The sequence below is a fragment of the Streptomyces sp. PL-25 genome, from assembly GCF_058344915.1.
Genome location: NZ_CP136997.1, coordinates 5,700,123 through 5,725,215, shown reverse-complemented (window position 1 = coordinate 5,725,215; position 25,093 = coordinate 5,700,123). Strand labels below are relative to the sequence as shown.

The 25,093-nt window shown below is 75.4% G+C and carries 9 protein-coding genes; 3 read left to right on the top strand and 6 right to left on the bottom strand.

Annotated elements, in window-relative coordinates; translation table 11 throughout:
• Positions 1-15: 15 nt before the first annotated feature.
• From R4Z62_RS25675 to R4Z62_RS25660, 4 genes are all read right to left on the bottom strand, one after another.
• The gene (locus R4Z62_RS25675; RefSeq protein WP_491521001.1) at positions 16-7,344 is read right to left on the bottom strand and encodes an SDR family NAD(P)-dependent oxidoreductase; all 7,329 of its coding nucleotides are present in this window, start codon (positions 7,342-7,344) and stop codon (positions 16-18) included.
• An 807-nt stretch (positions 7,345-8,151) separates the two neighbouring features.
• Positions 8,152-8,418, bottom strand: a complete 267-nt coding sequence (locus R4Z62_RS25670) for an acyl carrier protein (protein ID WP_018564633.1) — start codon at positions 8,416-8,418, stop codon at positions 8,152-8,154.
• A 323-nt stretch (positions 8,419-8,741) separates the two neighbouring features.
• Complete coding sequence (locus tag R4Z62_RS25665; protein ID WP_491521000.1) at positions 8,742-11,324, bottom strand: BTAD domain-containing putative transcriptional regulator; 2,583 nt, start codon at positions 11,322-11,324, stop codon at positions 8,742-8,744.
• A 246-nt stretch (positions 11,325-11,570) separates the two neighbouring features.
• Complete coding sequence (locus tag R4Z62_RS25660; RefSeq protein ID WP_355480325.1) at positions 11,571-13,118, bottom strand: MFS transporter; 1,548 nt, start codon at positions 13,116-13,118, stop codon at positions 11,571-11,573.
• A 320-nt stretch (positions 13,119-13,438) separates the two neighbouring features.
• On the opposite strand from R4Z62_RS25660, the gene R4Z62_RS25655 reads away from it, so the two are divergent.
• Positions 13,439-14,137 carry a TetR/AcrR family transcriptional regulator gene (locus R4Z62_RS25655; RefSeq protein ID WP_064535665.1) on the top strand — a complete coding sequence of 233 codons (699 nt, stop codon included), beginning with the start codon at positions 13,439-13,441 and terminating at the stop codon, positions 14,135-14,137.
• A 313-nt stretch (positions 14,138-14,450) separates the two neighbouring features.
• On the opposite strand, the gene R4Z62_RS25650 is transcribed toward R4Z62_RS25655, so the two are convergent.
• Positions 14,451-19,604, bottom strand: a complete 5,154-nt coding sequence (locus R4Z62_RS25650) for a type I polyketide synthase (protein ID WP_491520999.1) — start codon at positions 19,602-19,604, stop codon at positions 14,451-14,453.
• Positions 19,605-20,463: 859 nt separating this feature from the next.
• The gene (locus tag R4Z62_RS25645) at positions 20,464-21,774 is read right to left on the bottom strand and encodes a phenylacetate--CoA ligase family protein (RefSeq protein ID WP_064535663.1); all 1,311 of its coding nucleotides are present in this window, start codon (positions 21,772-21,774) and stop codon (positions 20,464-20,466) included.
• A 641-nt stretch (positions 21,775-22,415) separates the two neighbouring features.
• Between R4Z62_RS25645 and R4Z62_RS25640 the strand changes: the two genes are divergently transcribed.
• Positions 22,416-23,480 (top strand): ketoacyl-ACP synthase III family protein, encoded by a 1,065-nt coding sequence (locus tag R4Z62_RS25640; RefSeq protein ID WP_064535662.1) that lies wholly within the window; start codon positions 22,416-22,418, stop codon positions 23,478-23,480.
• On the top strand, positions 23,473-25,092 hold the full coding sequence (locus R4Z62_RS25635; protein ID WP_491520998.1) for a (2,3-dihydroxybenzoyl)adenylate synthase: 1,620 nt from the start codon (positions 23,473-23,475) through the stop codon (positions 25,090-25,092). Before R4Z62_RS25640 ends, R4Z62_RS25635 begins: the two co-directional genes overlap by 8 nt.
• Position 25,093 lies beyond the last annotated feature (1 nt).

Sequence of the window (25,093 nt, the reverse complement as noted above, 5' to 3'; positions counted from 1 at the left end):
GCGGCGGGGCGAAGGTCAGCCGCGGATGAACTTGGCCGCCAGTTGCGGGGCCGAGACCACGCGGACGCCGTCGAAGCGGGTCAGTACGGTTCCGTCGGGTGCGCAGGCCGTGATGGTGAGCGACGCGGTGGTGGAGGTGCCGCCCGCGGCGGGCTCCACCACGATCAGGAACGGCTCGCCGTCGGGCAGCGGGTGGTGCAGGTCGACCCGGCCGACGCCGAGCGGCAGGGACGCGGTGCCCTGGACCAGCCGGACCCAGACCAGACCGGCCTGGAGCAGCAGGTCGGCGGTGCCGGGCGCGAACCGGGCGCCGCCGAACGCGCCGCCCTCGGGCCGCAGTTCGGGCAGGGCGCATTCGAGGACGAGCCGCGAGGAGTCCTCGGCGAGCACCCGGCGCACCCCGCGAAGCGCCGGACCGTGGAAGAGGGTGCCGTCGGTGTAGAAACCGGCCGCGTCGCGTCCGCCGCCGAGGGCGGGCAGCCCGGTGACGGTGGCCGGGGCGGGCGCGGTGCCGGGGACGGCCACGGCCGCGTAGTGCGGACGCGGGGCGCCCTTGGCGTCCGTGGAGCGGATGTCGACCTGGACGCCGTCGGCGGCCGTCGTCAAGGTCAGCGCGAGCCGGGCGGGCTGGCTGCCGTCGAAGACGATGCCCTTGTGGACGGCGAAGTCCCGCAGTTGCCGGACCTCGGTGCCCGCGGTGCGCTCGACCGCGCCGATCGCCCAGCCCAGGGCGGCGACAGCGGGCAGGACCGGTGCGTCGCCGATGACGTGGTCGGTGACGATCGTCTCGGCGGTGAGGGTGCTCAGGCCGCGCTCGACGGTGACCGGGCCGGTGGCGGCGGGCCGCTCGGGCTCGGACAGCGGGGTCGTCGGGCCGAGCACCGTCACCACGTCGGCGGCGCGCCCGGCGTCGAACTGCTCGGTGAACAGCTTCACTCCGGTGTCCACCGGGATCAGGGTGATGCCGCGCTCCTCGAAGACCGCCTTGATCTCCGGGGAGACCATGCCGCTGTCCCAGGCGCCCCAGTTCAGCGAGGTGACGCGGGCGGCGGGGTGGCGCTGCTTGAAGGAGGAGGCCCAGGCGTTCAGGGTCTCGTTGGCCATCGCGTAGTCGGACTGGCCGCGGTTGCCGAAGAACCCGGCGACCGAGGAGAACAGCAGCACGTGGCGCAGCCGTCCGGCGTCCAGGGCGGCGGTGACGCCGCGCAGTCCGGTCAGCTTCGGCGCGAAGACCCGCTCGATCTCGGAGGCCTTCTTGTTGGCGATGAGCTGGTCGGCCAGGACCCCGGCGCCGTGCACCAGGCCGGTCACCCGCTCCTTGTACGGGGCGAGGGCGGCGGCGGTGGCGGCGGCGTCGGTGATGTCGACGGCCAGGTACTCGGCGGTGCTGCCGGCCTCGCGTATCGAGGCGAGGGTCCGGCGGATCTCCCGGGCGCCGGTGACGGCGCGGAAGAGCTGCTCGACGCGCTTGGGGGTGGGCTTCTCCCCCGACGCCTTCAGCTGGGCCGCGGCGGCGGCCTTGAGCCCGGCGTCGTCGACGCCCTCGGCCCAGGCGGGCTCGTCCTCCAGCGGGGTGCGGCCGAGCAGGAGCAGTCCGGGCCGGTGCCGGGCGGCCAGCTCGGTGACGCAGGAGGCGGTGATGCCGCGTCCGCCGCCGGTGACGACGAACAGGTCCTCGGGGCCGACCTCCGGGATGTCGGCGAGCGGGTGCAGCGGCAGCGGCACCTCGGCGACGCCGAGTCCGACCCGGCGGGTGCCGTCGTGTCCGGCCTGGGTGAGGTCGGCGGCGGCGTCCTGCGTCTCGGCGAGCAGCAGCGCGGCGCCGGTCTCCGGGGTGAGCTCCGGGGCCAGGTCGACGGCCCGGCAGAACAGCTTCGGCGCCTCCACGGCCAGCGTCTTGACGAGGCCGGCGACACCGGCGGCCGGGGTGTGCTCCTCGGTGACGCCGGTGAGGCCGAAGGCGCCGTCGAGGCGGGTGGCGGTGACGAAGGCGGCGCGGCCCGTGTCGGCGGCGGTGTTCAGCGCCTCCACCGCGTGCTTGGCGACGAGGAGGGTGTGCGCGAGGCGGCGGGTGCCGTCGGCGAACTCGTCGTGGTGGGCGGCGGAGAGGTCGACGACCAGGCTGATCCGGTCGGCGAGGACGAGTTCCATCCGCTCGGCGAGCTCGGTGACGCCCCAGCCGGACAGGGCGTGGTCCTTGACGCCGCTGATGCGCTGCGGCACTCCGGGCAGCCGCAGGACGTGCACGTGCCGTCCGGACTCGGTCAGCCGGGCCGCGACCGCGGGGGCCAGCTCGGAGCCGTCGTCGACGATCAGCGCGCCGGACCCTTTGGCGTAGGCGCCGACCAGCTGGTCCGGCACGGGCAGTTCGACGAGTGCGGCCTGCGCGCGGCCGATGCCGCCGCGTGGGCCGCCGGTGGCCTCGGACTCACCGCCGAAAGGGGCGGAGGCGGCGGCTCCTTCCGTGGCGGTGGTGCCGCTCTGGGCGCCGGACATGAAGTCGACGATGTCGCGCAGGGTGCGCAGTTCGGCGAGCTGCTCCGGACCGGCGGCGACACCGCTGCCGAACCGCTCCTGCATGACGCCCATGATCTCGACCCGCTTGATCGAGTCGATCCCCAGGTCCGCCTCGACATCCATGTCGAGATCCAGCATGTCCGCCGGGTAACCCGTCTTCTGGCCCACGACCTCCAGCAGCGCGCCCTCCACAGCGGCGGCGTCGGCCACCGGAGCGGACGCTGCGGCCGGGGCGGGGGCGGCGGGCGCCTGCGGGGCGGCCGGCGCGGCGGGGGCGGAGGAGGACATGAACTCCACGATGTCGCGCAGGGTGCGCAGCTCGGCCAACTGCTCCGGACCGGCGGCGACACCGCCGCCGAACCGCTCCTGCATCACACCCATGATCTCGACCCGCTTGATCGAGTCGATCCCCAGATCCGCCTCGACATCCATGTCGAGATCCAGCATGTCCGCCGGGTAACCCGTCTTCTGGCCCACGACCTCCAGCAGCGCGCCCTCCACAGCGGCGGCGTCGGCCACCGGAGCGGACGCTGCGGCCGGGGCCGCGGCGGCGGGCGCCTGCGGGGCGGGCGCGGCGGGGGCGGAGGAGGACGACGCCGAGGAGGCCATGAAGTCGACGATGTCGCGCAGCGTGCGCAGCTCGGCCAACTGCTCCGGACCGGCGGCCACTCCGCCGCCGAACCGCTCCTGCATCACACCCATGATCTCGACCCGCTTGATCGAGTCGATCCCCAGATCCGCCTCGACATCCATGTCCAGTTCGAGCATGTCCGCCGGGTAACCCGTCTTCTGGCCCACGACCTCCAGCAGCGCGGCCTCCACAGCGGCGGCGTCCACCGCCGGGGCGGAGGCGGCGGCCGGGGCGGGGGTCTGGGACTGCGGGGCGGGAGCCGAGGACGCCGAGGAGGCCATGAAGTCGACGATGTCGCGCAGGGTGCGCAGCTCGGCGAGCTGCTCCGGACCAGCGGCCACTCCGCCGCCGAACCGCTCCTGCATCACACCCATGATCTCGACCCGCTTGATCGAGTCGATCCCCAGATCCGCCTCGACATCCATGTCCAGTTCGAGCATGTCCGCCGGGTAACCCGTCTTCTGGCCGACGACGTCCAGCAGCGCGGCCTCGACAGCGGCGGTGTCCGCGACGGGCGCGGCGGGGGCCGGGGCGGGCGCGGCGGGGGCCGGGGCGGGCGCGGCGGCCGGGGCCGGGGCGGCGGGCAGCGGACGGGCGGCGGGCGCGGGGGCCGGGCTGCCGGCCGGGGCGGTGGCCAGGGCCTGCGGGGCCGGGGCGGGCGCCGCGACGGCGGGGGCCGGGCTGGGCAGCGCGGGCTGCGCGGCCGGCTGGGTGGCGGTGACGCGCGGGGCGGCGGGCTGGGCCGGGACCGGGCGGGGCGCCGTGGCCGGGGCGGCGGTGCCCAGCTCCAGGCCGGCCAGGTCGCGCAGGATCTCGTTGGCGCGCAGGTGGCTGCGGCCGATGTCGAGGCCGTGCTCCTTGACGGCGTTGATCCCGGGCAGGACCTGTCCGAGCCGGCCCTGTTCGGCGGCGCGCTCCAGGAGGCCGGTCAGGCGCTCGGCGCTCTGCAACTGGCTGTTCAGATAGTCGTCGTGCAGGGCGAGATGGTCGGCCACGAGATCGGCCAGGCGGTCACTGTCCACGTGAGCTGTCTCCATGACGGTGGGAGCAGAGGCGGGAGCGGGGGTCGGGGCGGGCGCCGCGGCGACGGACGTGGCGGCCGGGGCCACCTGGCCCGGCGTGCGCACGGCCACCGCGGCGGAGGAGGTCACTCCGGCGGGGACGGGCGCGGCGGACGCCACGGCGGCCGGGACCGGCGCGGGCGCCGGGGCGGGCAGGCGGGTGGGCGCGGCCGGGGCGTGCGCGGGAGCGGCGCCCGGTCCGGCGGCGGCGCCGCGGCCCGTGCCGCCGTCACCGTCGCCGTGAGCGGGGCCGGTCCCGCCGGTGCCGTTCACGGCGGTGCCGGGCAGGGTCGGTACGGCGATCCGGTAGCCGTTCTCGATGGCGTCCCGGTACTTCGCCTTCCGCTCCGGCGAGACGTAGTTGATGCCGTTGAGCAGGATGGACATGCCCTTGGCGGGGGCCTGCTCGGCCACCGGCTCGACATAGCGGTCGGCCGTCGCGAGGGGCAGTCCGTGCACGGCGAGCTGGGCGACGGCCTGCTTGAGGGCGACGTCCGCGTCGCGGCCGGGTCCGCCGTCCAGGGCGATGGCGGTGTGCTCGCGGTCGCCGAGGATGCGCCGTACGAGCTGGGTGAGCACGTTCTTGGGGCCGAACTCCACGAACACCCGGTGCCCGGCCTCGTACAGCTCCTCGACGCGGGTGGCGAAGTCCACCGGGTTGATGAGCTGTTCGGCGAGGACCGCGCGGTTGGCGGCGATGTCGTCGCCGTACGCGGCGCCCGCGGTGTCGGCGAGGACCGTGCCCTCGGGCGCGGTCACCTCGTAGCGCTCCAGGTCGGCGCGGAAGGCGTCCAGGGCGTGGCCGACGAAGGGGGTGTGGAAGGCGGCGGAGACGGGCAGCCTGCTGGCACGCAGTCCGGCGTCGCGGGCGTCGGCGACGAGGCGGTCGATCTCGGCGGTGGGGCCGCCGACGACGATCTGGTCGGGGGCGTTGCGGTTGCAGACCACCACGCCGTCGCGTCCGGCGATGAGTTCGGTGACCTGCGCCTCGGAGACGGACAGGGCGGCCATGGCGCCGGTGTCGGCACCGGCGTCGGCGGGCGGGGCCATCGCCCTGCCGCGGGCACGGGCCAGCGCGTGGAACGCCTCGTCGGTGAGGGCGCCCGCGGCCCACAGCGCGGTCAGCTCGCCGAAGCTGTGGCCGAGGAAGCCCTCGGCGCGGAAGCCGAGTTCGCTGAGGTAGGCGAACTGCCCGGCGGACAGCGCGCCGATGGCCGGCTGGGCGTACGCGGTGGCCCGCAGCGCGCTCTCCTGCGCGGTGCGCTCCTCCTCGCCGAAGGCGGGCGGCGGGAAGGCGACGCGGGACAGCGGCTCGGCGCCCTCGAAGTGGCGGTTGGCGGCGTCGAAGGCGGCGCGCAGCGGCGGCAGCGCCATCACGGCGGTCCGGCCGGGGTTGACGTACTGGCTGCCCTGTCCGGCGAAGAGCGCGGCGACCTTGCCCTGGGCGGCGGCCGAGCGGCGGAAGTACACGCCCTTGGGGTGGGACCAGGTGTCGGCGTCGGGGCGGGCACGCAGTTCGCCGAGGGCGAGGGCGCGCAGGTCGGCCAGTTCCCCGGCGGTGCGGGCGACGAACGCGACGCGGGCGTGGCCCTCGGGGGCCGGGCCGCCGGTGGCGGGCGCGCCGGAGGCCAGCGCCTCGGTGAGCTGTGCGGTGTCGGGCGCGTGCCACAGGTGCACGGCCGCGACCGGGTAGGAGACGCGCAGGTCGTCGCCGTCGCCGTACTCCTCCATGACCACGTGGAAGTTGGTGCCGCCGAAGCCGAACGAGGAGAGCGCGGCGCGGCGCTTGGGCCGCTCCGGGGTGCGGATCCAGGGCCGGGCCTCGGTGTTGACGTAGACCGGGCCCGAGGTGAAGTCGATGGCCGGGTTGGGCTCGTCCACGTTGATGGTGGGCGGCAGCACCTTGTGGTGCAGGGCGAGCGACAGCTTGATCATGCCGGCCGCGCCGGCCGCCGCCTTGGTGTGCCCGATCTGCGACTTGATGCTGCCCAGGGCCGCGTAGCGGCGGTCCTCGGTGGACTCGGAGACGACCGCGGACAGCGCGCTCAGCTCGGTGGCGTCGCCGACGGCGGTGCCGGTGCCGTGCGCCTCGAACAGCTCGATGCTGGACGGCGAGCAGTCGGCGTCCTCGTAGGCGCGGCGCAGCGCGACCATCTGGCCCTCCTTGCGGGGGGCGTAGATGGACTTGAAGCGGCCGTCGCTGGAGGTGCCGATGCCGCGCAGCACGGCGTAGATCTTGTTGCCGTCGCGCTCGGCGTCGGAGAGGCGGCGCAGCGCGAGCATGCCGATGCCCTCGCCGATGAGGGTGCCGTCGGCGTTCTTGTCGAACGGGCGGATGTTCCCGGACTTCGACAGCGCCGGGGTCTTGCTGAAGCACAGGTACATGAAGATCGTGTTCTCGGCGTCGCAGCCGCCGACGAGCATGGTGTCGGCGCGCCGCTCGACCAGTTCGCTGACCGCGGAGCGGACGGCGCCCAGGGAGCTGGCGCAGGCGGCGTCGATCGTCATGTTGATGCCGCCGAGGTCGAGCCGGTTGGCGATGCGTCCCGCGACGACGTTGCCGAGCATGCCGGGGAAGGAGTTCTCCTCCCACGGGGCGTAGGCCAGGCGGAACTTGGCGACGATCTCCTCGGCGTCCCGCTGGGACAGGCCGCAGCTGCGCACGACCTCCTTGAGCACACCGCTCTGGAGGCGGGCGGTGAGCGGCTGGGTGAGCTGGTTGGCGCCGGTGATGCCGAGCACGACGCCGGTGCGCGCCTTGTCGTACCAGCCCTGGTCGGCTCCGGCGTCCTTCAGCAGGTCGCGGGCGACCACCAGGCTGAGCAGCTGGAGGACGTCGGTGACCTCCAGCGTGTTGGGCGGCAGCCCGAACTCCAGCGGGTTGAACGGCGTGTCCGGGATGAAGCCGCCGCGCCGGGCGTACGTCTTGTCCGGCACGGTCGGGTCCGGGTCGTAGTGCTCGTCGACGTCCCAGTGGTCGGCGGGGACGTCGTCGATGCAGTCGGCGGCCGAGACGACGTTCGACCAGAACTCCCGCAGATTGCTGGACTTGGGGAAGAGCGCGGAGAGGCCGACGATGGCGATGGGTTCCCGGGCGAGCCGACGGTCGAGGTCGGATTCCTGCGAAGAGTTCACGGCGAGTCTCTCTGGATCTGGAGCGAACAGGGAGGTCGGGAGCGGCGGGCGGTCGGTCGGTGGCGGTGCGGTGCGGTCCGGTGGCCGCGTGACCGCCCTCGCGGCTCGGTGGCCGGACGGGACGGACCCGTGGCCCCGGTGAGCGAACGGACGGGCCGGTCCCGGTGAGCGGACGGACCGGACGAGGGGCGTGGCCCCGGTGGACGGACGGTTGCTCAGGTGCTCAGGTGCTCTGGCGATCGGGCGGTACGCCGGCGGGGCCGGCGGACGGACGGGTGGCCGACGGCCGGACGGGCTGCGGCCCGGCCGCCTGGGCGGCCGGGTCGGGCGTCCGGCCCCCGGGGCCCGGCTGTCGCGGATCCGGCTGCCGGAGGGCGGAGCGGTGGCTCCGCCCGTCCGCCGGGCGGCGGCGGTGGTCCGCCCGCCGGGGGCGGGGCCGGTGCCCGGCGGGCGGACGGTTCGGGGTGGCGGCCGGTCGCCCCGGCCCGGCGACCGCACTCGCGGGCCGGGGCGACTGGCGCCGTCGGGGGCCTGAGGCCGGGCCTCGTACGGTTCCCGGTGACCGGTCTCGGTGACCGGTCCCGGTGACCGTCCCGGGGCCCGTAGGCGGTGGCCCGTGGTCTCGTGGTCCGTGGTGCCCGTGACCGGCGTCCCGGTCGGTGGCCCCTCGTGGCCCCTCGGATCCCGGGCGGCCGGTGGCGGCCCGGGAGGAGCCGGGGAAGGCCGGGGCGGCGGTACCGGTCCCGCTCCCCCGCCGTCACCCGCGCCCGGCGCGGCGTCCGGTGGCCGTCCGGCGTCCTCCGGACGTCAGACCGCGGCGGTGCGCCGCTCGGACTCCTCGGCGATGTGGGCCGCGAGCGCCTCGATGGTCGGGTGGTACCAGAGGGCCGTGGTGCCCAGCTCGAAGCCGAGCCACTTCTCCATCTCGCCCGCGATGATCAGGGCGGCGGTGCTGTCGAGGTCCAGCTCGTCGAAGTACTGGTCCGGCGGGACCTGGGACGGGTCGGTGCCCAAGCGCTGTGCGATCTCATCGATCAGCCACTTCTGGGCCTCCTCGGCCGTGATTTTCACCATTTCCGATCCTCTCCGAACGGCTTTTCGCGCGTTGCCGGGGGTGGGTGGAATTCCCGGAGGACGCCCCCTGTGGAGGCGCGTAGATTCTTGAGCTAAGAGGGCCACAAGGGGCCGGACGGCGGACCCTGTCCGCGACATCGAACCTATGACCGCGGACCTCTTCGGGCAACTGCGAGCGGCCCCGGGAAAACCTTCCGGGGCCGCGAGGAAAGGGCAGGCGTGCGCCGTCCTCCGGTATTCCACGCGCTGAGCTGGGGCGTTCCCCGGAGGCGGGGTAATACTGATAGCGATGTCAGCCTGGGGCGCCGCTGTCAGCGCCCGTGTCAGCCCTGACAGCCGAAGACGCGCGACGAGGCGTCCGCGTTGCGCGCGGCGCCGGAGCGGCCGGGCACGAGCGGCGGCCGGCGGGTGCGGCCGGATCCCGGGCCGGTGCGGACGAGTTCGTCCACCAGGGCCCGCAGGGACAGCCGCGGCTCGGCCGCCAGACGCACGGCCGCCTCGCGTAACGGCACGGGCAGCGAGCCGCAGACCGCGACGAGTTCGGCGACGGCCCCGGGTTCGGCGGCCGTGCGTTCGGCGCCGAGGCGGGCCTCGATCAGGGCGTGCGCCTCGGCCGGCGACAGCGCGTCCACGGGGATCGGCACGGCGCCCTCGCGGGTCACGAGGTCGGCCAGCGGGGTCCTGCTGGTGATCAGCACGAGGTTGCCGGGGGTGCCGGGCAGGAGGGAGCGGACCTGGGCGGCGTCGGCGGCGTCGTCGAGCAGGACGAGGAAGCGGCGGCCCGCGACCATGCTGCGGAACAGCGCCGCCGCCTCCTCGCAGGTGCCGGGCACCCAGGCGTCGGGTACGCCGAGCGAGCGCAGGAAGCGGGTGAGCACCGTCGCCGCGGGCACCGGTCGGCCGGAGCCGCCCTGGAGGTCGGCGTAGAGCTGGCCGTCCGGGAACGCCTCGTGCCGCTGGTGGGCCCAGCGGACGGCGAGCGCGGTCTTGCCGACCTCGCGGGGTCCGTGCAGGACGCCGATGCTCACCGAGGCGGTGTCCGACTGCCGTCGTGTCAGCAGGGCGTTCAGCGCGCCGAGCTGCTGGTCGCGGCCGACGAACCAGGGCGTGGTCGCGGGCAGTTGCGCCGGAGGCGCGATGACCCGCAGCGGGCCGTGGGAGGGCGGGCCGGGCGCGGGCTGCGGGCGCGGCCCGGCGGCCGGCTGGGCGGGTGTCCCGGACGACAGCCGGGCCGGGAAGCCCAGGGGCGGCTGGGGTCCCGGGCCCGGGAACGGCGGGGCCACCGGCATGCCCAGGGGAGACGGGGGCGCCCCGCCCGGAGAGCCCGGGGACGACCGGCGCGCCGCGCCCCCGGCGGACCGGGCCGGCGGCGTGCCCGGAGCCGGCCGGGGCGCCGTACCCGAGGAGGGCCGGTCCGGCGCACCGGAGGCCGGGGACTCCTGCGCATCCGGGACCGGCACGTCCCGCACCCGGCCGGTCCGCACATCCTGCGCGTGGCCGGTCCACACGTCCTGCGCGTGGCCGCCGGACACCTCCCCGGGCGCGCCCAGGGTCTCTTCGCCCGAAGCGCCCGAGGCGCCCGGAGCACCCGAGGCGCCCGGCGCCTGCTCGGGCAGCCTGTCCAGCGGATACGCCGTCAGCGGCTCCCGCGCGGTCCCGGCCGGCGCGCCGTGCGCCCCCGCGCCCGGCGGGCGGTCCCCCGCGGCGGCCGCGGCCCGGAGGCCGCGGGACCCGGCGCCCGGCAGGTTCCGCGGTCCGCCGGGCGCGGCCGGGGGCAGGCCCGGCGGTGCGGTCCGGGACCCGGCGGTCGGCTGGCGTCCGATGGCGGAGAGCAGCTTCGGGGCGCGCCGCGGGTGCTGGGGCGGCGGCCAGGCGGCCGGGGCCGCGAGGGCGGCCGCGCCGGGCTGGGGCAGCGGCTCGGGGGTGTCGGCGGCGATGACGGCGTGGCGGGCGCGCCAGACCTCGTCGCTCGGCTCGACGCCCAGTTCCTTGCGCAGCCGGGAGCGCAGGTCGGCGAAGAGCCGCAGGGCGGCGGCCCGGCGGCCGGACCCGGCCAGGGCGAGCATCATCCGCGCCTGGAGCCCTTCGTGCAGCGGGTCCTCGTGGGTGGCCGTCACCAGGTGCTCCACCGCGTAGCCGGGGCGGTTCAGCCGCAGCGCCAGGTCGGCGAGGTCGCTGGCCACGTCGATGTGGCGCTGGGCGACGCGGACGACGGCGGGGTGCTGCCACAGCTGCGGCACGTCCTGGAGGATCCGGCCCTGCCGGCCGCGCAGCGCCTGGCCGTACAGTTCGAGCGCGCTGAGCGGGTCGAACCCGGCGGTCCGGGCGGCCCGTGCGACGCGCTCCTCGAACTGGTGCAGGTCAAGCCGGACGCCGGTGCTGTTGAAGACGTAGCCGCCGCGTACGGTGCCGATGCGGCGGCCGCCGCCCCGGCCGCCGGTGCCCTGGCCGAAGACGCGGCGCAGCCGGGCGGCGTAGGTGTGGACCAGTCCGGCGTATCCGGGCGGGGCGTCGCCGGGCCACAGGGCGTCGGCGATCTCCTCGTGCCCGACGACCTGGTCGGGCTGGACGGCCAGCAGGCCGAGCAGGGCGCGGAGTTTGGGCGGGGCGGCCACCGGCAGTCCGGCGCGGAACAGGGTCAGCGGTCCGAACAGGCGTATCTCGTAGGGGGCCGCGGCCCGCTCGTCGGGCCCGCCGCGGGGGCGGGGGCCGTGGGCGGCCAGGTCGTACCCGACGACGCGGGCGAGGCGGTCGAGCGAGTCGTGGCGCGGGGTGTGCACCTCGCCGCGCTCGATGTGCCGTACGGTCCTGACACTGATCCCGGCCCGGCGGGCGACCTCTTCCTGGGTCAGTCCCGCCTTGATACGAGCGGCTCGCAGGCCGTCTCTCTCGCGCCCCGCAGTCATCCCCCACCCTTCACGTGCATTCTCGAGCACACATCCGGACAACAGAATCTCTACCGCACGCTCGGAGCGTTCGGTGGGCGAAGCGTAAAAGGGAGGGATTCGTCACGCGGAACTTGCCCCCCTGACAATGAGTGAATCCCAGGGGCATATTTCCGGAACGAATCCCTCCGCTTTAAATCCGGGCTTTCCCGGACGCGTCATGCGGGTTTTCCCGACGGTTACGCGGAAAGTTACCGAAACCGTCTGTCACACCGCCGGGACGCCCTCCTCCGACGCCTTGACCCCGGGGGCGCCCGGACGGTCCCCGCCGGACGCGGGAGCCGCGGCACCGCGTACCAGGAGCAGCACCAGGGCACCGGCGACGACGGCCACCAGACCGCCGAGCAGGAAGACCCGGTCGAGGCCCGCCGCGTAGGCGTCCTCGACCACGCGCTGCGCCGCGGCGCGGGACTGCGCGGGGAGCGCGCCGAGCACGGCGCCGGACTGCCCGCCGGTGACCAGCTCGGCCGCGGCGTCGGCGTCGGCGAACAGCTTGCTGTCGGTCAGCTTGGCCGCCACGGCGCCGGACAGGATGGTGCCGACGGCCGGGATGCCGAGCGCGAAGCCGAGCTGCCGGAAGGTGTTGGCCGCACCGCCCGCCATGCCCGCGCGGTCCGGTGGCGCCGCCGCCAGCGCGGCCGAGGCGAGGATCGGCGAGGCGATGCCGACGCCGACACCGGCCACCAGGAAGCCGGCCAGCAGCCCGGTCCAGCCGGAGGTGCCGGAGACGAACATCTCCAGGAACGAACCGCCGCCGATCAGCAGCAGTCCGCCGCCGATCGGGTACTGCGGCGGCACGTTCGCCAGGAACCGGCCGCCCAGTCCCGCGGCGAGGAAGGACACACCGCTGAACGGCATGAGGATCAGTCCGGCCTTGACCGGGCTGAAGCCGAGCACCGACTGGGCCCACACCGACACGAACACCAGGTTGGCGAAGGCGGCGGCACTGAAGATGACGGCACCGGCCATCAGGGTGGCGAAGGACGGCGTACGCATCAGCCCGAGGTCGAGCATGGGGTCGCGCCGCCCGCGTTCGACCAGCAGGAAGACGACCAGCGCGAGCGCCGAACCGCCGAACAGGGCCAGGGTGTTGCCGGCGCCCCAGCCGTCCTCGCCCGCGCGGATCAGGGCGAAGATCAGCAGCGTGGCGACGAGGGTGAAGCCGAGGGTGCCGGGCAGGTCGACGCGGCGGTCGGTACGGGTCTCCGAGCCGGCCAGGAAGCGGGCGCCGATGTAGAGGGCGACAGCGGCCACGGGCAGGTTGACCAGGAAGATCCAGCGCCAGTTGAGGTGCTCGGTGAGGATGCCGCCCAGGATCGGTCCGGCCGCCGCGGCGGCGCCGTTGACCGCGCCCCACATGCCGAACGCGATACCGCGGTCGCGTCCTTCGTAGTTGCGCGCGATGAGCGCGGTGTTGGTGGCGAACATGGCGGCGGCGCCCAGGCCCTGCACCCCGCGCGCGGCGATCAGCGCCTCGCTGCTGGTGGCCAGGCCGCAGGCGAGCGAGGAGAGGGCGAAGACGGTGAGTCCGGCGAGGTAGACCCGCCGGTCGCCGACCAGGTCGGACAGCGAGCCGAGCGCCATCAGCAGGGCGGCGAGGACGAGGACGTAGACGTCGACGACCCACTGGAGGGCGGAGAAGGAGGTGTCCAGCGAGTCGGTCATCTGGGGCAGGGCGACGCTCACGATGGTCACGTCGATGAGCAGCATGAAGGTGCCCAGGCACACGGCCAGCAGCGGCATCCATTTGCGCATGGCGTGGAGCCTCTCGGGGAGGGGGGCCGGCGCGGGCGGGGAAGGGATGGACCCGCGCCGGACGCACACAGGGACGGGAAGGGGAAGCAGGAGGCGGGGAGACAGGTCCCGGCCGCCGGGCCGCGGCGGGTCGTCCACCCTCCGCGCACAGGTGTGCGCACAGGGCGTCCGAAGAGGCCGGAGGACCTCTCTTAGCCACTGTCTAAGACTCTACACCAGACTCTTAGACAGTGGCTAATAGGTTAGTGTTGACCTTGCCTTGCGAGCCGCCTGGCATCCCAGCGCTGACAGAACAGCGCCCCAGTGTGAGGTCTTTCGTCATGTCAGACTCAGCTCCCCGCCGCCGCTCCCGGGCGTCGGCGGGTCTGCCGCCGATCACGGCAGAGAAGATCATCGACGCCGCGGTCGAACTGACCGGGGAGCGCGGGCTCGACGGCTGGTCCATCCGGCAGATCGCCACGCGCCTCGACGTCTGGCCGGGGGTGATCGCCCACCACGTCGGGGACCGCGAGGCGGTGGTCATGGGCGTGGCCGACCGCGTCATCTCGCGCATACCCGTGCCCGACGACGACGTCCCCTGGCGGGACTGGTTCCGCTCCGTGATGTCGGAGGGCCGCACCGTGCTGCGCGAGTTCCCGGGCGTGGCCCGGCGGCTGTGCGTCGTCGGCCCGAACGTGCCCGCCGCGCTCCCCACCATCGACACGGGCATCCGGGTCCTGCTGAAGGCCGGGTTCGGCGCGCACGCGCCCGAGGTCTACCGCTACCTGTTCAACTGCGCGTTCACGCTGGTCGCGGTCGAGGACGACCGGGGCAGCTTCCCCACGGCGCGGGCCGAGATGGGGCGCGCGATGGCCGCCTTCGCCGAGGACGAGACGCATCCGGGTCTCGCCGCGGCCGGCACCACGGCCCGTTCCCGCAGCACCGACCCCGCGGCCGTCGCCGCGCAGGAGACGGAGTTCTTCCGCTTCACGGTCGAACGCTCCCTGGACGGCGCGGAAGCCATGCTGACGTCCCGCTGAAACAACCTGACGGCGCGGCGGGGAGGCCCGGACGACCGCCCGTCCCGGCGCCCCGGCCGCGCCGCCCGCGTCCTCGCACCCTCGCCCGGCTCCCTCGGACAGCGGCACCCCCCACGCACAGCCCGCTCAGCGCCCGTACGGCCGCGCCGCGCCGCCCGGCCCCGCCGTCCCCGGCCCGGCACCTCCGCCCCGTACATACAGCCGTGCGGCCGTACGGCCGCACAGTCGCCACAGGTGCAGCCACACAGCCGAACGGCGGCAGCCCCGGCCCCCCTCGGAAGGGGCCGGGGCTGCCGCCGTCGTAGCGGTCGGGTCAGGCCGTGGGCTGGCCCTGGTCGGCGTGGTCGTCGCTGAGGACGGCCGTCAGATAGCCCGCTATCTCGCCCACCGTGGGGTAGTTCCACAGCAGCGTCGCGGGCAGTGCGACGCCCAGGTCGCGTTCGAGCGCCACGCGCAGCGCCGCGGCCAGCAGCGAGTCGACGCCGGCCTCGCTCAGCGGGCGGTGGTCGCCCACGGCGGCGGGCTGGACCCCGAGGACGGCGGCGACCCGGGCGCGGACCCCGTCGAGCAGGTACGCGGTCAGTTCGTCGCCGCTCAGACCGACCCAGTCGGGCACCTCGGCCGGCTGCCCCGCCTCGCCGAGGGCCAGGTCGGACAGGAGCGCGGGACGCGGTCCGGTGTGCCCGGGGCGCAGGCCCAGCACGGCGACCAGGGCGCTCGACGGGTGGCCCACCGTCTGGTCGAAGGCCCGCAGCGCGCGGTCCGGGGCGATGTCGGTGGTGCCGCGGGCGGCGAGTTCGACGTCGGTGGCCTCCGCCGACGTGGCCATGCCGAGCCCGCGCCAGCTGGTCCAGGCGAGGGACACCGTCTCCCCGTGGCCGCCCGCGCGCCGGTGCGCGGCCAGCACGTCGAGGAAGGTGTTGGCGGCGGCGTACGCGCCCTGGCCGGGCAGGCCGAGCAGCGGTCCGGCGGAGGAGAACAGGACGAAGAAGTCGGTCGAACCGGGCGGGAACAGTTCGTGCAGGACCAGCGCGCCGTCCGTCTTGGGCCGCATCACGGCCCGCAGGTCGTCCGCCTCCAGCCGGTGCAGCAGCGCGCTGTGGACGGTGCCCGCGGCGTGCACGACGCCCCGCACCGGGGGCAGTTCGAGCGCGTCGAGCGCCGCGCGGGTCGCGACCGGGTCGGTGATGTCGGCGGCGACCGTGCGGACGGTGACCCCGGCCGCCTCCAGCCGCCGCAGCGCCGCGACGCGCGGGTCGTCGTCGGACCACCGCGACCGCGGCGGCACCGGCGTACGGCCCAGCAGCACGATGCGGCGCGCGCCGCGCTCGGCGAGGTGCCCGGCCAGTTCGAGTCCGAGCACGCCGAGACCGCCGGTGATCAGATAGGTGCCGTCGGGCCGGCAGGCGAACGGCTCGCCGCCCGGGACGAGTTCGGCCGGGGCCAGCCGCGGCACCCGTACGCCCTCGGCGGTGAGCGCGACCACGGGCTCGGCCGGCCGGAGGTGCAGCAGCCCGAACAGCAGCCGGACCGGCAGCTCGGCGGGCGGTCCCGACGGGAAGTCGACGACCCCGCCCCAGAACTCGGGGTGCTCGCTGGCGGCGACCCGGCCCATGCCCCACAGCGGGGACTGGGCGAGCGCGTCGGCGTCCACGGCCTCGCGCACACCCGAGGTCAGGCACCACAGCAGTGGCCTGCGGCCGGGCAGCGCCGCGATGTCGGCCACCAGCCGCGCGAACTCCACGGCCACATCGGCCGGTTCGGCGCCCTGGGTGCCGTCCGGCAGTCCGGGGGCGAACAGGACGTGGTCGGCCTCGGCCAGGGCTGCCCGGTCGGCGCTCACGGTCACCCCGTGGGCGGCGGCCTCGGGCACCAGCGCGCGGGCCGCCTCGGTGGAGCCGAGCACCAGCACGGTGCGGCCGGTCAGCCGGGTCGGGGCGGCGGCGTCCACCGGGAAGGGCTGCCAGACGACGTCGAAGCGGCCGTCGGTGCTCTGCTCCTCGCCGGACAGGTCGCCGTCCAGCTCGCCGTAGTGCAGACCGCGCAGCGACAGCAGCGAGTCCGCGTCCTCGCCCTCGCCGCGGATGTCGACGTGCACGGAGGTGGGCCGGTCCGCGTCCAGGCGTACGGCGATGACGGCGCGGCGCGGCGCCGGGCCGGTCCGGGTGACCTGGTCGACATGGGCGGGCATGCGCAGCACGGCCGGGCCGGAGAAGATCACCGAGGCCATGGACAGCGCGGCGTCCAGGATCGCGGCCCAGCTGCGGTCCAGCGGGGCGCTCGCGACGGCGGTGAGGGTGCCCTCGCCGCGGTGCAGGGTGTCGATGGTCCAGGGGTATCCCATGTCGGCGACGCCGAGTTCGGCCAGCCGCTCCACGACGTGACCGGGGTCCAGCTCCTCGGGGCCCCGCACGACCGGGAGCGGGGTCGCCGCCTCCTCGGTGCCGTCGGCGCCGGCGGTGGCGAAGGTGTGCGTGGACCAGGCCGTGTCGGGGGCGCCGAGGCGGCGGGAGACCAGCCTCAGCGCGGTGCCCTCGCGGACGATCTGCACCTCGCGCGTCTCGGTCTGCGGGACCACCACCGGCTGGCGCAGCCTGAGGTCGGACAGGGTGTCGGTGCGGCCCGCGGTGAGGAAGGTGTTGATGAGGACCGCGGCCGGGACGATCTCGGTGCCGAGGACCGGGTGGCGGCGCGGGTAGGGGCGGGTGCGCAGGTCGAGCGTGGTCTGCCAGACCCGGGTGCGCGAGCCGTGCACCGCGGTCTCGGTGCCGAGCAGGGTGTCCACCGGGGACTCGGTGCCGGTGCGGGCGTCGACCCAGTGCCGTTCGTGCTGCCAGGCGGCGGTGGGCAGGGCGGTCAGCGTGCCCGCGGGCTGGAGCACCGACCAGTCGACGGGGACGCCGTGGCAGTGCAGCCGGCCCAGCGAGGTGAGCAGCGCGGTCCGCTCGGGCTGGCGGCGGCGCAGGCTGGGGATGACGAGGGCGCCGGGCAGGTTGGCGACGACCTCGGTGATCGAGTGGCTGACCACCGGGTGCGCGGAGATCTCCAGGAACAGCCGGTGACCGTCCTCGACGGCGGCCTGCACGGCCTGGTGGAAGCGGACCGGGTTGCGCAGGTTGGCCGCCCAGTAGCGGGCGTCCTGGCGCTGCCCGGAGCGCGGGTCCTCGACGGCGGTGAGATAGAGCGGCACCTCGGGCGTACGGGGTTCGAGGTCGGCGACGGCCACGGCGAGGTCGGCGGCGGCGCCGTCCATGTGCGGGCTGTGGAAGGCCACGTCGGAGTCGATGCGGCGGACGGTCCAGCCCAGCGACGCCCACTGCTCGGCGGCCCTGTCCACGGCCGGGACGTCACCGGCGACGACCGTGGAGGAGGGCGCTGCGGCGATGGCCGCGCACAGGGTGGCGTCGTCGCCGATGTGCTCGCGGACCTCGTCGAACGGCCGGTCCACCATGATCATCGCGCCCTTGCCCGCGGCCCGGCGCAGCAGCACGGAGCGGCGGCAGACCAGCCGGGCGCCGTCCTCCTCGCTGAGCACCCCGGCGGCGACCGCGGCGGCGATCTCGCCGACCGAGTGGCCGATGACGGCGCCCGGCCGCACGCCGTGGCGGCGCCAGACCTGCGTCAGACCGACCTGCACGGCGAACAGCATGGACTGGATGATGTCCACCGAGCCGAGGTCGTCGCCGGTGAGGACCTCGCGCGGGGTGACGCCCAGCTCCTCGGCGTAGACGGGACCGAGGCGGTCGATCGCGGCGGCGAACACAGGCTCGGTGGCGAGCAGTTCGCGGCCCATGCCGGCCCACTGGGCGCCGTGCCCGGAGAACACCCACACGGGGTGGCGGGCCGGTCCCGAGGTCTCGCCGGTGAGGACGGCCGGGTGCGGGCGGCCCTCGGCCAGCGCGGCGAGTCCTTCGGCGAGTTCGTCCCGTCCGGCGGCGACGACGGCCGCGCGGGCGCCCAGGTGGGCGCGGCGGTGGGCGAGGGTGTGGCCGGTGTCGGCGAGGGTGTGGCCGTCGAGCGCGGCGGCGAGGCGGGTGGCCTGGCCGACGATGCCGAGTCCGGTGCCGGAGGAGAGCGGGTACAGGGTCGCCGTCCCGGCCTCGGCGAGCTCCGCCGCGGGCTCGGCGGCGGGGGCGGCGGCGGGGGCGGGCGGCGCCTGTTCGAGGACGACGTGCGCGATGGTGCCGCCGTACCCGTAGCTGGCCACGCCCGCCAGGCGGGCGCGGTCGGAGCCGGGCCAGGCGGTCGCCTCGGTGACCAGGCGCAGTCCGGCGGTCTCCCAGGGGATGTCGCCGCGCGGGCCGCGGGTGGACAGGGTGGGCGGGATGGTGCCGTGCTCCATGGCGAGCGCGGTCTTGATGAGCCCGGCGATGCCGGCGGCGGCCTCGCAGTGCCCGATGTTGGACTTCACCGAGCCGATCAGGCACGGCCGGGCGCCCTCGGGCCGGTCGCCGACGACCTCGGCGAGCGCGCTCGCCTCGATGGGGTCGCCGACCCGGGTGCCGGTGCCGTGCGCCTCGACGTAGTCGACGTCGTGCGGGGCGACGCCCGCTGCCTCGTACGCCTTGCGCAGCAGGTGGGCCTGCGCGGTCGGGCTGGGCGCCATGATGCCCTCGGTGCGGCCGTCCTGGTGGACGGCACTGCCGCGGATCAGGGCCAGCACGCGGTCGCCGTCGCGCCGGGCGTCGGAGAGCCGCTTGAGGACGACGATGCCGCAGCCCTCGCCGCGGCCGTAGCCGTCGGCGGCGTCGTCGAAGGCCTTGGAGCGGCCGTCCGGGGAGATGGCGCCCGCCCGGTCCAGGACGGTGGTCAGGCCGGGGCCCGCCATCAGCATGACGCCGCCGGCCAGCGCCACCGGCACCTCACCGGCGCGCAGGCTCGCGCACGCCTGGTGGACGGCGACCAGCGAGGAGGAGCAGGCGGTGTCCACGGCCAGGGAGGGGCCGCGCAGATCGAGCGTGTAGGAGATGCGGTTGGGCACGCCGCACAGCGAGGAGCCGATGCCCGTCCACGCCTCGACGCCGGGCAGGTCCTCCAGCAGCCGGCGGCCGTAGTCGTCGGTGCCGACGCCGACGAACACACCCGTGTCGGTGCCGGCCAGGGAGGTGGGCGCGATACCGGCGTGCTCCAGCGCCTCCCAGGCGACCTCCAGCGCGATGCGCTGCTGCGGGTCGAGCTGGCGGGCCTCGGTCGCCGAGATGCCGAAGAAGGCGGCGTCGAAACCGGCGATGTCGCCGAGGAAGGACCCGTTCGGGGTGACGCGGGTCAGCACGGCCGCGTTCTCCCGCGACTGCGCGCGCTGCGGCGCCCACCGGTCCTCGGGTACGGGGCCGGACGCGTCCACCGCGTCCATCAGCAGGTCCCACAGCGCCTCGGGCGAGTCGGCGCCGCCGGCGAAGCGGCAGCCGATGCCGATGACGGCGATGGGTTCCGTGGGGCTCGGGGGCAGGGGGGACAGCTCACTCATGGGTTCACCGCTCACGAGTCGGCGCCGTCCGTGGCGGACGGCGTGGGAAAGGAGGCGTCGGGACGGGGCAGGGAGACGGGCGGGCGGACGGGCGGCGGAACGAACGGGACGGGTCCGGCGCCGGGCGTCCCGGGACGGGACGGGGCGGGGCGGGCCCGTATGGGCCGGGGCGGAACGGGGCGGGCGAGGCATCGGACGTCCCGTCCCAGGGCGGGGCGGGCCTGTACCCGGGGCCGGTACGGGGCAGGCCCACCGGTCCCGTACCGGGGGGACCGTCTCGGGGCGGGCCGACCCCGGATGGGTCGGCCCCGGGCGGGCTGGTCCCGGGCGGGCTGGTCCCGGATGGGCCAATTCCGGGCGGGCCAGCCCCGGACGGGCCGGCCCCAGGTGGACCAGTCCCGGACGGGCTGGCCCGGGGCGGGCCGACCCCGGATGGGTCGGCCCCGGGCGGGCTGTTCCCGGACGGGCCGGCCCCGGGCGGACCGGACCTGGGCGGACCGGACCCGGATGGGCTGGCCCTAGGTGGGCCAGTCCCGGGCGGGCTGGCCCTAGGTGGGCCAGTCCCAGGTGGACCGGTCCCGGACGGGCCAGCCCCAGGCGGGCCAGCCCCAGGCGGGCCAGCCCCAGGTGGACCGGTCCCAGGCGGGCCGGTCCCGGACGGATCAGCCCCAGGCGGCCCCACGCCGGGCCGGACCCGGACGGACCGGACCCGGCCGGCCCCGCGCCGGGCCGGACCCGAACCGGACCCGGGCGGGCCGGTCCGGCGAAGGCCGGGTCCGGTGCGGGACTGGCCGCCGCGCCGCCCGTCCGCCCGCGCGCCGCCCCCGCACCCGCGCACCGCCCCTCCGCCCGCGAGGCGTCAGAAGTACATGACCGCCTTGTCCCAGTCCTCGTCCTCCGCGAAGAGGTAGCGGGCCTTGAGGATGTCGCGCTGGGCGGTGAGGGCCTCCGCCGGGACGAGGGTGCCCGGGGCGAGGCCGGTGATGCGGTGCGGGACCCCCAGTTCGCGGTCGAGCGAGGCGCCGAGCTCCTTGACGGCCCGCTGCCGCACCGGCTCGGGCGCCTCGAACTCCAGCTCCAGCACGTCCGGGTGGGCCTTGGCCCGCCAGAACATCACCTCGTACGCGGCCGGCAGGGAGAACACCAGCTCCTCCAGCCGCTGCTGGGTGACGGTCGCCGGACCGATCCGGTGACCGGTTCCGGCCCGCCCCAGCACGGTGACCGTGGGCAGCAGCCAGCCGCAGCCGCACGGGTCGGTGGACACCTCGACGTCGTCGGCGAGGTTGTAGCGCAGCAGCGGCATCGCGTCCCGGTACAGCGGGGTGACGACCATCTGGCCGCGGCCCGCCTCGGAGAGCGTGCCGGTCCTCGGGTCGTACACCTCGAAGATCGCCCGGTCCGCCCACAGGTGCATCCGGCCCTCGGGGCACTGCCCGGCGATGGTGCCGGTCTCCGTGGAGCCGTACTCCTCGACGACCGGGATGCCGCCCCAGATCTCGCTGAGCCGGCGGCGGCGCACCTCGGTCAGCGGCTCGGCGGCGGTGAACATGGCCCGCAGATGCGGGAAGTCCTGGTCGGGGCGGAGCCCGGCGGCCTTGGCGGCGGCGGCCAGCATGGTGATCTCGGTCGGGTTGCACCAGGTGAGCGTCACGTCGAGGGTCTTCAGGACGCGCACCATGCGGGAGAGCGGGGTGGCCAGCGAGCGGGCGTCGCCGGGGACGACGGTCGCGCCGCGCAGCCGGCCGGCGGCCTGGGCGAGGTGGCCGGTGATGACCAGGCCGTAGGGGGTGCGCACCAGGAAGGTGTCGGAGGGGTGGATGCCGGTCCACTTGCGGGCGAAGCGCTCGGCGAGGTCGGTCCAGTCCTCCTCCGTGTAGTAGGAGGCGGTGGGTTCGCCCGCGGTGCCGCTGGACTCGTGGTAGGTGGCCAGGTGTTCGCGCCCGACCGCGAGCATCCCGAAGGGGTACTGGTCGCGCAGGTCCTGCTTGGCGGTCACCTCGACGCCGGCGAAGTCGTCCGCGGTGCGCGGCGGTGTGGTGCCGCGGTAGCGGGCCGCGTAGAAGGGCGAACGGAGTGCCTGCGCGAGGACCCTCGGCAGCTGGGACCGCTGGAGCTCGGCCAGTTCGGCCGGGCTCGACCAGTCACCAAGTTCCGGACGCGAGCGCGACATTGGGATCTCCCTCGTGTGTGCCCTGGGGCCTGTCGTACGGATCAGCCCGGGGCCGCGGGGCCGACGCGCGCCCCGCTCACCGGCGTTCGCCCGGTGCTGTCCTGTGCTCCGCGGAACCCGCGGGCCGCGGATCCGTGGGGATCCGCGGCCGCTGGGGGATCCGGGAGGACAGGCCCCGGCCGCGCGAGGTGTCACGCGGCGGCTGCGCTGAAGGCAGCACATCACCGGGGGCGGGGCGGCAACGCGAGTAGTCGCCACTCAATTCGCCCACCGGGGCCGTCGGGCGGCCCGGGGCCCCGCCGCCGCACGTGGGCGCCCTGCCGCCGCCGTGGCCGGGGCCGCTGCGGGCCCGCCGGGTCCGGGCAGCGGCCGAGGACCGGTTGAGTACCGCCTACTCATGAGGGTCCGGCGGCCCCGGTGCTGTGCTTGCGGCCGAGACACCCGGCGGCCACCGGAGCACGCCCGGCACCTGTCCGGCCACCGCCCGCACCGCACCACCCGCACCACCGCCACCGCCGCCACCGGCACCACCGCCGCCGCCGCCACCGGCGCCGCACCACCCGCACCGCCGTACGCCTCTCCCCCACCTCTTCCCCCACCCATTCGCCAGGACACGCACAGGACATGAAGGAGTCGGCTCGATGAGGACTGCGAACCTGTATCTCGCCGGGATCGGCAGCCACCTGCCGCCCCTGTTCCCGGCCGAGCGGGCGGTCGCGGAGGGGCTGTACGACGAGGAGGCGCGGCAGTCCTCCGGGATGCGCTCGGCCGCCGTCAGCGCCTCGACCCCGGCCCCGCAGATGGCGATCGACGCGGCGCGGGCCGCGCTGGAGTCCTCCGGGCACGACGCGGACGACATCGGCATCCTGCTGCACAGCTACACCCACCACCAGGGCCCCGACGGCTGGTCGGCGGTGCACTACATCCTGAACAACACCGTGGACCGCCCGGTGCCCGCCGTGGAGATCAAGCAGGGCTGCCTCGGCATGCTGGCCTCGCTGGACGTGGCCGCCGCACGGCTGATCGCCAACCCGACGCACGACGCCGCGCTGATCACCACCGGCGACAACTACTCCACCCCCGGAGTGGAACGCTGGCGCGCCTCGGGCCTGTTCGTGCTCGCCGACGCGGGCTCGGCCGTGGTGCTCTCGCGCCGCTCCGGCTTCGCCGAACTGCTCGCCCTGGACTCGCTGTCGGACTCGTCCATGGAGATCCTGCACCGGGCCGGCGAGGAGCTGTTCCCGCCCGGCGTCACCCGGGGCCGCGGGCTGAACTTCGCCGAGCGCGCCGAGAAGGTCCGCGAGCAGTGGGCGGCCGGCCAGGCCCCGCCGATCAAGAACTTCGGCGACCGGGTCGCGGAGGTCACCGAGCGCGTCCTGAAGCAGGCCGACGTGTCCTGGGACCAGATCGCCAAGGTGTGCCACGTCGGCTTCGGCCGGCCTGCGCTGGAGGCGATGTTCCTGCTGCCGCTGGACGTCCCCGAGGAGAAGACGGTCTGGGACCACGTCAACACGATCGGGCACACCGGCGCCGCCGACCTCTTCCTGGGCCTGGAGCACGTGTGGCGCACCGGTCAGGTCGGGCCCGGCGACCACGTCCTGCTGATCGGCGCGAGCACCGGCATGGAGGCCGGCGCCGCCGTCGTGCGGATCGCCGAGGCCGCTCCCGGGTCCGCCGCCGGCTCCCAGGGGGGCGGCGATGCTTGAGGGTTGCGTCCCCTGGCCCGAGGACATCGCGGCGCGCTACCGCGAGGAGGGCATCTGGCGCGGTGACACGCTCGGCACGGTGCTGCGCGAGGCCGCCCGCCGCCACGGCGAGCGGACCGCGCTGGTGCACGGCGAACGCCGCATCAGCTACGCCGAACTCGACCGCTGGGCCGACCGGCTGGCCGCCGGGTTCGCCGCGCACGGGCTGAGGGCCGGCGACCGGATCGTGGTGCAGCTGCCGAACGTGCCCGAGTTCGTGGCGATCGCCTTCGGGCTGACCCGGCTCGGCGCGAAGCTGGTCTTCTCGCTGCCCGCGCACCGGGCCACCGAACTGGTCCACCTGGTCGAGCTGAGCGGCGCCGTGGGCTTCCTGGTGCCCGAGTCGCACCGCGGCCACGACCACCGCGAGCTGGCCCGGCAGGTGAAGGCCGAGACCACCACCCTGAAGACGCTGTTCGTGCTGGGCGCCAAGACCGAGGGGTTCGTCTCGGTCGCCGAGCTGGAGACGGCGGTCCCCGACCCGCGGCCGCTGCCCGAACCCGACGCGTCGGACGTGGCGTTCTTCCTGCTGTCGGGCGGGACCACGGCCCTGCCGAAGCTGATCCCGCGCACCCACGACGACTATGTGTACATGTCGGGCCGGGCCGCGGCGGTGTGCGAGCTGGCCGAGGACGACGTGTATCTGGCCGTGCTGCCCATCGAGTTCAACTTCGCCTTCGGCTGCCCCGGTCTGCTCGGCACGTTCCTGACCGGGGGCACCGCCGTCCTCGCCGACACGCCCAACCCGCTGGACTGCTTCCCGCTGATCGAGAAGCACGGCGTCACCGTCACCGCGATGGTGCCGTCCATCATGACGCTGTGGCTGGAGGCGGCCGAGTGGTCCGGGGAGGACCTGCCGACGCTGCGGCTGGTGCAGGTCGGCGGGGCCCGGATGACCCGCGAGTTCACGGAGCGGATCCAGCCCGTGCTGGGCGCCCGGCTCCAGCAGGTGTTCGGCATGGCCGAGGGCCTGCTCACCTTCAGCCGCCCGGACGACCCGGCCGACGCGGTGCTCACCACGCAGGGCCGGCCGGTCTCCGACGCCGACGAGGTGCTCATCCTCGGCGAGGACGGCACCCCGTTGCCGCCCGGCGGCATCGGCGAGCTGGTCACCCGCGGCCCGTACACGCTGCGCGGCTACTACCGGGTGCCCGAGTACAACCGGCGGGCCTTCACCCCGGACGGCTTCTTCCGCACCGGTGACCTGGCCCGGCTCACCGAGGACGGCGACCTGGTCATCGAGGGCCGGATCAAGGAGACCATCATCCGCGGCGGTGACAAGATCGCCGCCGGTGAGGTCGAGGACCTGCTGCTCACCCACCCGGACATCGCGGCGGCGGCCGTCATCGGCGTACCCGACGAGTTCCTGGGCGAGCGGATCTGCGCGTTCCTGGTGGCCGGCGGTCCCGAGCCGGCCCTGGCCGACCTCAAGCAGGCGGTGCACGCACGGGGCGTGGCCGACTACAAGCTGCCCGATCTCGTGCACTACCTGCCCGAACTCCCCCTGACCCCGCTCGGCAAGGTCGACAAGAAGGCGCTGGCCCGACATGCCGCGTCCGAGCAGGAAGGCTGAC